The sequence below is a fragment of the Citrobacter sp. RHB21-C05 genome (assembly GCF_013889015.1).
Taxonomy (GTDB): Bacteria; Pseudomonadota; Gammaproteobacteria; order Enterobacterales; family Enterobacteriaceae; genus Citrobacter_A; species Citrobacter_A sedlakii.
In genome coordinates this window covers 1239547-1252731 of record NZ_CP057611.1, presented here as the reverse complement: position 1 = coordinate 1252731, position 13185 = coordinate 1239547, and the positions used below count along the sequence as shown (strand labels likewise).

The following is a 13185-nucleotide window of genomic DNA, read 5'->3' as shown; positions in this document are numbered from 1 at the left end:
AAATGAAACCAAAAAAAGCGCCCGTCAGGGCGCGTAAACTTATCAGGAGCCCAGACGGTAGTTCGGGGACTCTTTAGTGATGGTCACGTCATGAACGTGACTTTCCTGAATACCCGCACCGCTGATACGGACGAATTCCGCCTTAGTACGCAATGCGTCAATAGTACCACAGCCCGTCAGCCCCATACAGGAGCGCAGGCCGCCCATCTGCTGGTGAATGATCTCTTTCAGACGGCCTTTATAGGCAACGCGGCCTTCGATACCTTCCGGCACCAGTTTGTCGGCGGCGTTATCGCTCTGGAAGTAACGGTCAGAAGAGCCTTTAGACATTGCGCCCAGCGAGCCCATTCCGCGGTAGGATTTATAAGAACGGCCCTGGTACAGTTCAATTTCGCCCGGAGATTCCTCGGTACCGGCCAGCATAGAGCCGACCATCACCGCGCTTGCGCCTGCGGCAATGGCTTTCGCGATATCGCCAGAGAAACGGATACCGCCGTCGGCGATAACCGGAATGCCGGTGCCTTCCAGCGCTTCTACAGCGTCAGATACGGCGGTGATCTGCGGAACCCCCACGCCGGTTACGATACGGGTGGTGCAGATAGAGCCTGGGCCAATCCCCACTTTCACCGCGCTTACGCCAGCGTCAGCGAGCGCGCGCGCGCCTGCGCCAGTCGCCACGTTGCCGCCGATGATTTGCAGATCCGGGTACTTCGCGCGGGTTTCGCGGATACGCTGCAGTACGCCTTCGGAGTGGCCATGAGAGGAGTCGATCAACAGGACGTCAACGCCCGCAGCAACCAGCGCATCAACGCGTTCTTCGTTGCCCGCCCCCGCGCCAACCGCTGCGCCGACGCGCAGGCGACCGTGCTCGTCTTTACAGGAATTCGGTTTACGTTCTGCTTTCTGGAAATCTTTAACGGTGATCATGCCGAGCAGGTGGAAGCTGTCATCAACAACCAGCGCTTTCTCGACGCGCTTTTCGTGCATTTTTGCCAGCACGACATCACGCGCTTCACCTTCACGCACGGTAACCAGACGCTCTTTCGGGGTCATATAGACGCTCACCGGCTGGCTCAGGTCCGTCACAAAACGCACGTCGCGGCCCGTAATGATGCCGACCAGTTCGTTGTCTTCGGTCACAACCGGGTAGCCTGCGAAACCATTGCGTTCGGTCAGTTCTTTAACTTCGCGCAGGGTGGTCGTGGGCAGAACGGTTTGCGGGTCGGTAACCACGCCAGATTCATGTTTCTTCACGCGACGGACTTCTTCCGCCTGACGCTCGATAGACATGTTTTTGTGGATAAAACCAATGCCGCCTTCCTGAGCCAGAGCGATTGCAAGGCGCGCTTCAGTCACGGTATCCATTGCTGCGGAGAGCATAGGAATGTTCAGACGAATGGTTTTCGTCAACTGCGTGCTGAGATCGGCAGTATTCGGCAGAACGGTGGAGTGAGCGGGAACGAGGAGGACGTCGTCAAACGTCAAAGCTTCTTTAGCGATACGTAGCATGGGCAATATCTCTGACCTGGGGTGGATAAATATTGCCGTGGCATTATACAGAGCGTAACCGATTGCATCTACACTTTTTTGCAAAAAAACCTTGCGATCCCCGGTAAGCGGGTTACTATCGACTGAATAACCTGCTGATTTAGAATTTGATCCCGCTCACATGTTATCCTCTCAGACTTCCGCCATTTTTACCGTAAGCCGCCTTAATCAGACGGTTCGTCTGCTGTTGGAACAAGAGATGGGGCAGGTCTGGATCAGCGGCGAAATTTCGAATTTCTCCCAGCCCGCGTCAGGCCACTGGTATTTCACCCTGAAAGATGACGCCGCCCAGGTGCGCTGTGCGATGTTTCGCAACAGCAACCGCCGGGTAACTTTCCGCCCGCAACACGGGCAGCAGGTGCTGGTGCGCGCCAATATCACCCTCTACGAGCCGCGCGGCGATTACCAGATTATCGTCGAGAGCATGCAGCCCGCGGGTGAAGGTCTGCTCCAGCAAAAATTCGAACAGCTAAAAGCCACGCTTTCGGCAGAAGGTTTATTCGACCAGCAGTTTAAAAAACCGCTTCCCTCCCCTGCCCGCTGCGTCGGGGTGATCACCTCGAAAACCGGCGCTGCGCTGCATGATATTCTCCACGTGCTCAAACGCCGCGATCCGTCCCTCCCGGTCATTATTTATCCGACCGCCGTACAGGGTGACGATGCGCCAGGGCAAATCGTGCGCGCCATCGAACTGGCAAACATGCGTAACGAGTGTGACGTGCTGATTGTCGGACGCGGCGGCGGTTCACTGGAAGATTTATGGAGCTTCAATGATGAACGGGTGGCGCGGGCAATCTTCGCCAGTCGCATTCCGGTAGTGAGCGCCGTCGGACACGAAACGGACGTGACGATTGCCGATTTTGTCGGCGATCTGCGCGCGCCGACCCCTTCAGCAGCCGCTGAAATGGTCAGCCGCAACCAGCAGGAGCTGGTGCGCCAGCTTCAGTCTGCCCAGCAGCGCCTGGGCATGGCGATGGACTATTTTCTCGCAAACCGCAGCCGTCGCTTTACACAGTTGCATCATCGTCTGCAACAGCAGCATCCGCAGCTGCGACTGGCGCGTCAGCAGACGGCGCTGGAACGATTACAACAGCGGATGAATATCGCGATTGACAGCCAGCTTAAGCGTTCCGGCCAGCAGCAATTCCGCTTATTACAGCGCCTCAATCACCAAAATCCTCAGCCACGCATTCACCGGGCGCAAAGCCGTGTTCAGCAACTGGAATATCGTCTGGCGGATACAATACGCGCGCGCCTGAGCGCAACGCGCGAACGCTTTGGCAATGCGGTCACTCATCTGGAAGCCGTCAGTCCGCTCTCCACTCTGGCACGCGGCTACAGCGTGACCAGCAGCGCCGACGGCAATGTGCTGAAACACACTAAACAGGTGAAGGCTGGCGATCTGCTGACCACCCGGGTCACCGATGGCTGGGTGGAAAGCGAAGTGAAAGCCGTCAAAACGGTAAAAAAAACCCGCCAGCGTAAAAGCGTTTAATTTTCACACTATACTGCTGTTATTCCTTATTTATTCGGCCTTGCCAGAATTCAGGAGAACAGCATGCCCCACTTTTACAGCGTCATCCCGCCTTATATCCTGCGTCGCATTATCGAAACAGGTTCTGAACCGCAGCAGCGGTGCGCACGACAAACGCTGAGCCACGTGCAGACCCTGATGGCGCATATGCCGGGCAAGCCCGCCGCGCCGCACGTCAGTCAGGCTGGCCAACTGGAACGCGACATTTACGATGCGAAGCAGACCCAGGAACTGCCTGGCACGCAGGTCCGTTATGAGGGCCATCCTTCGAATGGCGACGTGGCGGTAGATGAAGCCTATGATTATCTCGGCATAACCCATGACTTTTTCTGGAAAAACTGGCAGCGCGACTCGTTGGATAACAAAGGGTTAATTCTCACCGGCACGGTTCATTACGGACGCGAGTACCAGAACGCCTTCTGGAACGGGCAGCAGATGGTGTTTGGCGACGGCGATGGCGAGATTTTTAACCGTTTCACGATTGCCACTGACGTGGTGGCGCACGAACTGGCGCATGGGATCACGGAATCCGAAGCCGGACTGATCTACTTTGAGCAGGCGGGCGCGCTCAATGAATCGCTATCTGACGTGTTTGGCGCGCTGGTAAAGCAATACCATCTGGGGCAAACCGCGGACCAGGCCGACTGGCTCATCGGCGAAGGGCTGCTGGCGGAAGGTATCAACGGCAAGGGATTACGCTCAATGTCGGCACCGGGTACCGCCTATGACGATCCGCTGCTTGGCAAAGATCCACAGCCTGGTCATATGCGCGATTTTATCAAAACGCGTGAGGACAACGGCGGCGTGCACCTTAATTCCGGCATTCCTAACCGGGCGTTTTACCTCGCCGCGACGGCGCTCGGCGGTTACGCATGGGAGAAGGCTGGCTATGCCTGGTACGATACAGTGTGCGATCGCCAACTGGCGCAGGACGCCGACTTCATTGATTTCGCGCGTTTAACCATTCATCACGGCGAAAAACGTAGCGGTAAAGTAACGGCGCAGGCCATTGAGGACGCCTGGAAAGCCACAGGAGTGATGTAATGGATATCCCTGAACTCACTGATGACGCCGTTGTGGAACTGGCACGCGAAGGCGGCGTCGCGTTTATCCCAAAGCTGAGTCAACAGCGCAAAATTGCCCTTTCCACCTTGTCTGAGGCCCAGCGTCAGCGCGTTGCCGACATCCTGCGGCAAAGCCTGTCCGTCGGCACGCCGCCGGGTCAGGCGGATTCGCCGGGGCGAGGCGATCAGCGCTATTTTCGTATTCAGATCGTCTGGACCCGGCACGATCAGGCGGGATACGCCGATATCATCGTGCTGGTGCCGGAAAATGACGCGCCCGCTTCGCTCGTTGAACTTTGGCAAAAAGGAGAGGACTGCGTGTGCGATTAAGTTCGCGTCAGGGCAAACTCAACGCGTTTTTTTGAAATCAGGCCATGGCCATTCTGGCAAAAGTAATCCACCGCGCCACAGGCTTTTAAGATCTGTAGCGGCTTATGGCAGTCCGGGCACAGCGCCGCAAGGGCATAATCGACATTGCACGTCGCACAATGCGCAGTCTCACCGTTACGTTCCAGCGGATTTTGGCAGTCTGGACAACGAAGTTCCATAGCAGTCTCCCTATCTGGATGTGTGCCCTCTCCTGAGAGAGGGCTTAAGTGATTACTTACTTTTCTTGATATGTTTAATCAGGCGCTTACGCTTGCGCATCTGCGTCGGGGTCAGCGTATTACGCTTATTCGCATACGGGTTTTCCCCTTCTTTGAACTGGATACGAATCGGTGTCCCCATCACTTCCAGCGACTTACGGAAGTAGTTCATCAGATAACGCTTGTAAGAGTCCGGCAGGTCTTTAACCTGGTTGCCGTGAATCACCACGATTGGCGGGTTGTAACCACCGGCGTGGGCGTATTTCAGCTTCACGCGGCGGCCACGCACCAACGGCGGCTGGTGATCTTCCACCGCCATCGTCATGATGCGGGTTAGCATCGCGGTGCTGACGCGACGGGTGGAGCTGTCATAGGCCTCACGTACGGATTCAAACAGGTTGCCGACCCCGCTGCCGTGAAGTGCGGAGATAAAGTGTACGCGAGCAAAGTCGATAAAGCCCAGACGGAAGTCCAGCGTCTCTTTCACCTGCTCTTTCACTTCCTGCGTCAGGCCATCCCACTTGTTCACCACAATAACAAGTGAGCGCCCACTATTAAGGATGAACCCCAGCAGCGACAGGTCCTGATCGGAAATCCCTTCGCGGGCATCAATCACCAGCAGCACCACGTTAGCGTCTTCTATCGCTTGCAGCGTCTTGATTACCGAGAACTTTTCCACCGCGTCGGTAATCTTGCCGCGCTTACGCACCCCTGCGGTATCAATCAGCACATATTCACGCTCGTCACGCTGCATGGGGATATAAATGCTGTCGCGCGTGGTGCCGGGCATGTCGTAGACTACCACGCGGTCCTCGCCCAGAATGCGGTTAGTAAGCGTAGACTTACCCACGTTCGGTCGTCCGACTATCGCCAGCTTGATCGGCAGATCCTGCGGGTTAAAATCATCTGCCGGCTCTTCTTCCACGTTCTCGTCGGCGTCATACTGCGCCCAGTATTCGGCGTCTTCATCCACCTCTTCCTGCGGCGCGACATCGTCCATCCACGGCAGCAGAACGTGTTCCAGCAGGCTGAGAACGCCACGACCATGAGACGCGGCGATCGGGTGAATTTCCCCCAGCCCCAGGGAGTAGAAATCCACAACCGCCTGGTCCGGATCGAGGCCGTCGGTTTTGTTGGCGACGAGGAAGGTCGGTTTTTCACGGGAACGCAGATGCTGAGCGATGGCTTCGTCAGCAGGCATCAGGCCCGCGCGGGCGTCCACCATAAACAGTACAACGTCCGCTTCTTCAATCGCCAGCAGGGACTGTTCCGCCATACGGGTTTCTACACCGTCTTCCGTCCCGTCAATACCGCCAGTATCAATACAGATAAACTCGCGACCATCAATTTCCGCACGACCGTACTTACGGTCACGAGTCAGACCCGGGAAATCCGCAACCAGCGCATCCCGGGTACGGGTTAGACGGTTAAATAACGTGGATTTTCCGACGTTAGGGCGCCCGACAAGCGCGACCACAGGTACCATGTTTAAAGCCTCATTTTATAAATCATCAGACAACAGACGCGATTTTTGCGCCGTTGTTAAAAACAGGAAAACGGCCCCTGCACCAGGAGCCGTTTTTTAATGCGCACGACCAGAACGATTAACGTGTAATCGCGTACACGGTACCGTCTTTCGCCTGGATCAGCAGTTTGCCGTCGGCAGACACCGGTTCGGTCTGGAAGCCGGAGCTGTCAACTTCCTGCTGTGCCACAAAGCGGCCATCTTCAACGTTGAGCCAGTGCAGGTAACCTTCGCTGTCGCCCACCACCAGATTGCCATTGTACAGCACCGGAGAGGTCAGCAGACGGTGCAGCAGATCGCTCTGTGTCCACAGGGTTACGCCGCCGTCGGTGGTCAACGCCAGTATGCGGTCATTCTGATCCACCAGATAAATACGGTTGCCGTCAACGATGAAATCGTTCACTGACCCCAGTTCACGTTTCCACATGATCTGACCGCTGCGCAGATCCAGCGCCGTCAGGTTACCATTATACGCCAGCGCATAGACGATACCGTCAACGATAACTGGCGTGGTATCGACATCGCTGAGACGGTCGATTTCTGTAGAGCCCGTCGCCTGAGAAATACGCTGCTGCCAAATCATCTGGCCCTGCTGCATCAGCACGGCGCTTACGCGACCGTTATCACCGCCGACAATCGCCGCGCCGAAGGCCGTCGCTGGCGCAGACTCGCCGCGCAGAGACAGAGAAGGCATATCAAGGTTGACGGTCCACTTGATCGCGCCATCCGCTTCGTTCAGCGCCTGCAGCTGGCCGTTACTGGTATGAATCAGCACCAGGCCGTCGCTGACCACCGGACGCGACAGCGCTTCGCCCGCGACTTTGGTCTGCCACGCAATGGTACCGTCCGCGGTGTTCAGGGCATATACCTGGGCTTTTTCACTGCCCAGGTAAACATGACCGCCAGACACCGTCACGCCGCCAGACAGCAGCGCAGGCGCGCGGGAGAACCAGCCATCTTTCTCGTTGAGGTTAACCGACCAGATCTCTTTGCCGTCGTCGGCATTTAACGCTTTCACCACGCCCGCACGATCGGCGGCGTAAACCACGTTATCTGCCAGCGCAGGATGGAGGTTGGAATAGAAATCACCGATCCCGTTGCCCACAGAGGTGCTCCAGACGGTAGACGGGGTAAACTGGTTCTCAACCACCGGTAATGGGGACATTTTAACAACGTCTTCTTCGCCGCTAAACAGTGAACAGCCGCTCAACAGGGTAACGGACAGCAGTCCTGGCAGAAGTAATTTACGCAATTGCATCGGGTCCCTCTCAGATGGACAAATTATTGATTTTCATCTGCAACATTTCGCTCAGTGCCGGGGAGGCTTTGCTGTTTACGCCTGCTTCCCATGCACTGCGCGCACCTTTCTTGTCGCCTTTGCTCAGCAACGCTTCGCCACGCAGATCGGCAACAATCGCCGCCCAGCCTTCACCTTTTACGGTGTCGAGGGTTTGCAGCGCAGTGTCAGCCTGTTTAAGCTGTACCTGAACGCGAGCCAGACGCAGTGAGATAACCGCTTTAAGATTTTCGTCACTGGTGGCCGCCAGTCCCTGCTGTAGCTGGGACACGGCTTTATCAAGTTGATTCTGGTCGACAAACTGTTGCGCCAGCTCCATCGACGCTAACGCGCCGTAGGTGTTTTTATTCTCAGCAGCAAATTTTTCCGCCGCAGACAGGTTTTCTGCGTTATCCGCGCTGAGCGAGCTGACGACGGTCTGATAAGCCTGAGAAGCAGAGCGTGCGGATTCAGTCTGGTGACTGGTCCAGTAGCGCCAGCCAATCAGCGCGCCAACCCCTAAAATCACCCCAACCGCCAGGGCTTTGCCGTTTTCGGCAAAGAAGCGTTTAATCGCGTCAACCTGGTCGTTTTCGTTCTCGTAAATTTCCACGCAGTCCTTCTCCTTAAGCCATTAACGTGCGCAAATGCGTTGCAACGCTATCTTGTGCAACCGCCGTTTGCTCACCGGAGCGCAAATCTTTCACAACGACAGTACCGGCAGCCACTTCGGACTCGCCAAGCACCAGCGCAATGCGGGCGCCCCACTTATCAGCGCGGGCAAACTGTTTCTTAAAGTTGCCGCCGCCGTGGTTTGTCATCAGCTTCACGCCCGGGAGGTCATCCCGTAAACGTTCCGCCAGCGTCATTGCCGCAGACTGCGTATCCGCGCCTGAAGCCACCAGGTATATATCGACAACAGGATCGGCAGTAAATTCCGGATTCACCGCCTGAACAAGTAAAACAAGGCGCTCAAGCCCCATTGCGAAGCCCACCGCCGGGGTCGCCCGGCCACCAAGCTGTTCCACCAGTCCGTCATAGCGGCCGCCAGCGCAAACGGTGCCCTGGGAACCCAGGCTGCTGGTCACCCATTCAAAAACGGTACGGTTGTAGTAGTCAAGGCCGCGAACCAGACGCTGATTAACGGTATAGCCAATGCCCGCGGCTTCCAGCAGTTTACACAGGCCGGCGAAGTGTTCGCGGGAATCGTCGTCGAGATAGTCGCCAAGCTGCGGCGCATCGTTAAGCAGCGCCTGTACGTCCGGATTTTTGGAGTCCAGAACGCGCAGCGGGTTGCTATACATACGACGTTTGCAGTCTTCGTCAAGCTTCTCAACGTGCTGTTCCAGGAAGGCGACCAGCGCATCGCGATAACTGGCGCGCGCCGCCAGAGAACCAATAGAGTTCAGCTCCAGGTTAACGTGCCCGGCGATCCCCAGCGCACGCCACCAGCGTGCTGTCAGCATGATAAGCTCAGCGTCAATGTCCGGCCCCTGCAGGCCAAAGGCTTCGACGCCCAACTGGTGGAACTGGCGATAGCGCCCTTTCTGCGGACGCTCGTGGCGAAACATCGGTCCGATGTACCACAGACGTTGTTCCTGATTGTACAGAAGACCATGCTCGATGCCGGCGCGTACACAGCCTGCCGTTCCTTCAGGACGCAGGGTCAGGCTATCGCCATTGCGGTCCTCGAAGGTATACATCTCTTTTTCAACGACGTCAGTAACTTCACCAATCGCGCGTTTGAATAACGGGGTCTGCTCTACAATCGGCAGGCGGATTTCACTGTAACCGTAGCTACCGAGCACGTTTTTGAGTGTGCCTTCAATGCGCTGCCAGATGGCGGTTTCGCCAGGCAGATAATCGTTCATGCCGCGAATGGCTTGAATGTTTTTTGCCACGTTTATTCTCTTTCTGAATATAAAAATGAACCCTCAGCGCTTTCCCGAACGAGACGGGAGCCATGCGGGTTCAATCATACACGGGAAGCTACGCGCTTCCCATCACGTTATTATTTTTCAACCTGCTGCACGTTGATGCGCTGCGCTTCGTCGAGCATTGTCGCTTTGGCGCGAATGCGGGCTTCAAGCTGGTCAATCATGTCGTTATTATCCAGACGATCTTTACGAACGCCATCTTCATAGAGACCACTTTTCTTGTTGCCGCCCGTCACGCCCAGCGTGGAGACCAGCGCTTCACCCGGCCCGTTGACCACACAGCCAATGATAGAAACGTCCATCGGGGTGATGATATCTTCCAGCCGCTGCTCCAGCGCGTTCACCGTACCGATCACGTCGAACTCCTGGCGCGAACAGGTCGGGCAGGCAATAAAATTGATGCCGCGTGAGCGAATACGCAGTGATTTGAGAATATCAAAACCGACTTTGATCTCTTCCACCGGATCGGCAGCCAGCGAGACGCGCAGGGTGTCGCCGATCCCTTCAGACAGCAGCAGCCCGAGGCCGATCGCGGATTTCACCGCGCCGCTGCGTGCGCCGCCGGCTTCGGTGATGCCTAAGTGCAGCGGCTGGGCGATCTGACGCGCTAACAGGCGATAAGACTCAACGGCGAGGAAGACATCGGAGGCTTTCACGCTGACTTTAAACTGATCGAAATTGAGACGATCGAGATGATCGACATGGCGCATTGCCGATTCCAGCAGCGCCTGCGGCGTCGGTTCGCCATATTTTTCCTGCAGATCTTTTTCCAGCGACCCGGCGTTAACGCCGATGCGGATCGGGATATTTTTGTCGCGCGCGCAATCCACCACCATGCGGATACGCTCTTCATTACCGATATTGCCAGGGTTGATACGCAGACAGTCCACACCATATTCCGCCACTTTCAGCGCGATACGGTAGTCAAAGTGAATGTCGGCCACCAGCGGAACAGAAACCTGCTGTTTGATGAGCTTAAAGGCTTCTGCGGCATCCATGGTGGGGACGGAGACGCGAACAATATCTGCGCCAACGCGTTCCAGCGCTTTTATCTGGTTAACCGTCGCTTCCACGTCCGTGGTCCGCGTATTGGTCATCGACTGTACGGCGATGGGGGCGCCATCGCCAATCGGCACATTCCCAACGTAAATACGCGTTGATTTTCTACGTTGAATTGGAGCCTGGTTATGCATGAAAAATCTCCCGCGTTACCCGTCTGTTACTGCGCCGGTGATTGTTCGGCATTGAGGGTCAGACGCGCAACCTGGTTAGTTCTGATAAAACGGCTCAGATCGACAGGTTTTCTTTGATACTGGATCTGCACCGCCGCCGGAGCGCCAATTTTAAGCTTATAAGGCGCCTGCCCGGTTAGGTTTAAATTGCCATCTTTACGCTGCATACCGCTGAACAGCTTTTTGCCGGTCGCATCTGTCACTTCCAGCCAGCAGTCGGCGGTGAAGTTCATCACCAGCGCGTTCGGGTCGACAGCAGGTGTCGCCGTGCCTGCCGGATCGGTTGGCAGCGTTGCTGTACCGTCCGTCGCGGACTGTGGCGCAGGGGTGGCCGGAGACGTCGTGGCGGTATCCACGTTAGCCTGAGAAGGCGACACAACGGCGTTCTGCTGCGGGTCAACCGCTGGCGCCGTTGTGGTTGGCGCTGGCGTTTGCGCGGTTTCCGCCGGACCGGTCGACGCAGGAGTATTATCCTGACTTGCTGCGGCGCTGGTATCCAGCGGCACGCTCTGCGTCGTTGCGCCATTTGCGTTCAGCTCAGCAGCGGACTGATCGGCCATCGTCGTGATCTCCTCCTGCTGCGCCTTATGGTTTTGCCACCACCAGGCGCCCGTCAGGCCGACGACCACAAACAGCACCAGCCAGGTAAACGTCATCAACCAGCCGTCGCGCTTTTTGCGCCGTTTACCTAATGAGAAGCTCTGCATCGGCGCCACTTTCGCCGCACGGACAGGCGCCTGTTTTTCCAGGCCAGGCAGCAGCTCTTCTTCAGGGATATGCACCAGACGCGCATAGGAGCGGATGTACCCGCGCAGGAAGGTCGAAGCAAGATCGGCCGGGGCCTTATCGTCTTCGATATCACGTACGGTAGACACCTTCAGGCAAAGTCGCTCAGCGACAGCCTGTTGGCTGAGTCCGAGTTGTTCACGGGCATTACGCAGACGAACGCCAGTGGATTGTGCTTCATGTTGGTCGTGAGTGGCTTCAGTATTCATTCGCTACAGCTGCTGGTGTAAATTTGGATTCAGGCGCCGGCGAGTCACAATGCCCACCCACACCGCGAAACATCTGGTCAGTTAACCTTAGTCAGACAGTATAAGCCTGTCAGGTCACTCTTAACAAAAACAGCTCAAGCCGGAGGGCTAAACTATTGTTGCACCGTACATACTGCCTTAAAGTCGACAAAAACGCACCGTTATTATTGACCAGACGAGTACAAGCGCGGCCCTCATTCAAATAACATTGCGTCACTGCACATAAAACGGGCAGTGACGCAATATTTATCAGATCGCTTTCACGTCGATAGCCTCGCCCTGCATACGTTTACGCAGGGTACGCTTGGTCCGATCGATAACATCCCCGGCCAGTTGACCGCAGGCGGCGTCGATATCATCGCCGCGGGTTTTACGCACAATGGTGGTAAACCCGTAACCCATGAGCACTTTCGAGAAACGATCGATGCGGCTATTGGAGCTGCGGCCATACGGCGCGCCCGGGAACGGGTTCCAGGGGATCAGGTTGATCTTACATGGCGTATCTTTCAGCAACTCCGCCAACTGATGCGCGTGCTCGGTTCCGTCATTGACGTGATCGAGCATGACATATTCGATGGTCACGCGCCCCTGGTTAGCGTTGGATTTCTCCAGATAGCGGCGCACCGCGGCGAGGAACGTTTCGATATTGTATTTCTTGTTGATAGGGACAATTTCGTCTCGAATTTCATCGTTCGGCGCGTGCAACGAGATCGCCAGCGCGACATCGATCATGTCGCCTAATTTGTCCAGCGCAGGCACGACGCCGGAAGTGGACAACGTGACGCGACGTTTGGACAAGCCAAAGCCGAAATCATCCAGCATGATTTCCATCGCCGGAACCACATTGGTCAGGTTGAGCAACGGTTCGCCCATCCCCATCATCACCACGTTAGTGATCGGGCGCTGGCCGGTGACTTTCGCCGCGCCAACGATTTTCGCCGCGCGCCACACCTGGCCGATGATTTCAGAAACGCGCAGGTTACGGTTAAATCCCTGCTGGGCCGTTGAGCAGAATTTACATTCCAGCGCACAACCTACCTGAGAAGAGACGCACAGCGTGGCGCGGTCGTCTTCCGGGATGTATACCGTTTCAACGCGCTGATCGCCGACGGCAATCGCCCATTTGATGGTGCCGTCGGAGGAGCGCTGTTCTTCAACCACTTCCGGCGCGCGGATTTCCGCCACCTCTTTCAGCTTACCGCGCAGAACTTTGTTGATGTCGGTCATCTCATCAAAGTTGTCGCAGCAATAGTGATACATCCACTTCATCACCTGATCGGCGCGGAAGGGTTTTTCACCTAATTCTTTAAAAAACTCCCGCAACTGCTGGCGGTTGAGATCCAACAGGTTGATTTTTCCATCTTTATTGGGAACTACCGGGGTGATGCTTTCAGGCGTGACAATGTGTTCAGACATATTCTATTCCGGCCTCGTTATTACACGTTATG

At 56.2% G+C, this 13185-nt stretch carries 12 protein-coding genes; 3 read left to right on the top strand and 9 right to left on the bottom strand.

Going from position 1 to position 13185, the window contains the following annotated elements; translation table 11 throughout:
- Positions 1-42: 42 nt before the first annotated feature.
- Complete coding sequence (guaB, locus tag HVX72_RS05995; RefSeq protein WP_042291368.1) at positions 43-1509, bottom strand: IMP dehydrogenase; 1467 nt, start codon at positions 1507-1509, stop codon at positions 43-45.
- 160 nt (positions 1510-1669) lie between these two features.
- Between guaB and xseA the strand changes: the two genes are divergently transcribed.
- From xseA to HVX72_RS05980, 3 genes are all read left to right on the top strand, one after another.
- On the top strand, positions 1670-3043 hold the full coding sequence (gene xseA, locus HVX72_RS05990; protein ID WP_181822760.1) for an exodeoxyribonuclease VII large subunit: 1374 nt from the start codon (positions 1670-1672) through the stop codon (positions 3041-3043).
- 63 nt (positions 3044-3106) lie between these two features.
- On the top strand, positions 3107-4126 hold the full coding sequence (locus HVX72_RS05985; protein ID WP_181822759.1) for a M4 family metallopeptidase: 1020 nt from the start codon (positions 3107-3109) through the stop codon (positions 4124-4126).
- Positions 4126-4476: a protealysin inhibitor emfourin gene (locus tag HVX72_RS05980; RefSeq protein ID WP_042291377.1), complete on the top strand. Its 351-nt coding sequence runs from the start codon at positions 4126-4128 to the stop codon at positions 4474-4476. The genes HVX72_RS05985 and HVX72_RS05980 overlap by 1 nt, the downstream gene beginning before the upstream one ends.
- Here the strand turns inward: HVX72_RS05980 and HVX72_RS05975 are convergent.
- The 8 genes from HVX72_RS05975 to HVX72_RS05940 all read right to left on the bottom strand — a co-directional run bounded on the left by HVX72_RS05975 (position 4473) and on the right by HVX72_RS05940 (position 13153).
- Positions 4473-4694, bottom strand: coding sequence for a zinc ribbon domain-containing protein (locus HVX72_RS05975; RefSeq protein WP_042291379.1), 222 nt, complete (start codon positions 4692-4694; stop codon positions 4473-4475). The genes HVX72_RS05980 and HVX72_RS05975 overlap by 4 nt on opposite strands.
- 52 nt (positions 4695-4746) lie before the next feature.
- Positions 4747-6219 carry a ribosome biogenesis GTPase Der gene (gene der, locus HVX72_RS05970; RefSeq protein ID WP_181822758.1) on the bottom strand — a complete coding sequence of 491 codons (1473 nt, stop codon included), beginning with the start codon at positions 6217-6219 and terminating at the stop codon, positions 4747-4749.
- A gap of 118 nt (positions 6220-6337) precedes the next feature.
- A complete protein-coding gene (bamB, locus tag HVX72_RS05965; RefSeq protein ID WP_181822757.1) occupies positions 6338-7516 on the bottom strand; it encodes an outer membrane protein assembly factor BamB in 1179 nt (392 codons plus the stop codon).
- 10 nt (positions 7517-7526) lie between these two features.
- A complete protein-coding gene (locus tag HVX72_RS05960) occupies positions 7527-8147 on the bottom strand; it encodes a YfgM family protein (RefSeq protein ID WP_042291388.1) in 621 nt (206 codons plus the stop codon).
- 13 nt (positions 8148-8160) lie between these two features.
- A complete protein-coding gene (gene hisS / locus HVX72_RS05955; RefSeq protein ID WP_042291391.1) occupies positions 8161-9435 on the bottom strand; it encodes a histidine--tRNA ligase in 1275 nt (424 codons plus the stop codon).
- A 110-nt stretch (positions 9436-9545) separates the two neighbouring features.
- On the bottom strand, positions 9546-10664 hold the full coding sequence (ispG, locus tag HVX72_RS05950) for a flavodoxin-dependent (E)-4-hydroxy-3-methylbut-2-enyl-diphosphate synthase (protein ID WP_042291394.1): 1119 nt from the start codon (positions 10662-10664) through the stop codon (positions 9546-9548).
- Positions 10665-10690: 26 nt separating this feature from the next.
- A complete protein-coding gene (rodZ, locus tag HVX72_RS05945) occupies positions 10691-11698 on the bottom strand; it encodes a cytoskeleton protein RodZ (protein ID WP_181822756.1) in 1008 nt (335 codons plus the stop codon).
- A gap of 288 nt (positions 11699-11986) precedes the next feature.
- Positions 11987-13153, bottom strand: coding sequence for a bifunctional tRNA (adenosine(37)-C2)-methyltransferase TrmG/ribosomal RNA large subunit methyltransferase RlmN (locus tag HVX72_RS05940; RefSeq protein WP_060570502.1), 1167 nt, complete (start codon positions 13151-13153; stop codon positions 11987-11989).
- Positions 13154-13185: the final 32 nt, after the last annotated feature.

What these genes read in the sequence shown, in the direction of transcription:
- guaB (WP_042291368.1), bottom strand. Translation starts at nt 1,509, where the DNA reads ATGCTACGTATCGCTAAAGAAGCTTTGACGTTTGACGACGTCCTCCTC.
- xseA (WP_181822760.1), top strand. Translation starts at nt 1,670, where the DNA reads ATGTTATCCTCTCAGACTTCCGCCATTTTTACCGTAAGCCGCCTTAAT.
- HVX72_RS05985 (WP_181822759.1), top strand. Translation starts at nt 3,107, where the DNA reads ATGCCCCACTTTTACAGCGTCATCCCGCCTTATATCCTGCGTCGCATT.
- HVX72_RS05980 (WP_042291377.1), top strand. Translation starts at nt 4,126, where the DNA reads ATGGATATCCCTGAACTCACTGATGACGCCGTTGTGGAACTGGCACGC.
- HVX72_RS05975 (WP_042291379.1), bottom strand. Translation starts at nt 4,694, where the DNA reads ATGGAACTTCGTTGTCCAGACTGCCAAAATCCGCTGGAACGTAACGGT.
- der (WP_181822758.1), bottom strand. Translation starts at nt 6,219, where the DNA reads ATGGTACCTGTGGTCGCGCTTGTCGGGCGCCCTAACGTCGGAAAATCC.
- bamB (WP_181822757.1), bottom strand. Translation starts at nt 7,516, where the DNA reads ATGCAATTGCGTAAATTACTTCTGCCAGGACTGCTGTCCGTTACCCTG.
- ispG (WP_042291394.1), bottom strand. Translation starts at nt 10,664, where the DNA reads ATGCATAACCAGGCTCCAATTCAACGTAGAAAATCAACGCGTATTTAC.
- rodZ (WP_181822756.1), bottom strand. Translation starts at nt 11,698, where the DNA reads ATGAATACTGAAGCCACTCACGACCAACATGAAGCACAATCCACTGGC.
- HVX72_RS05940 (WP_060570502.1), bottom strand. Translation starts at nt 13,153, where the DNA reads ATGTCTGAACACATTGTCACGCCTGAAAGCATCACCCCGGTAGTTCCC.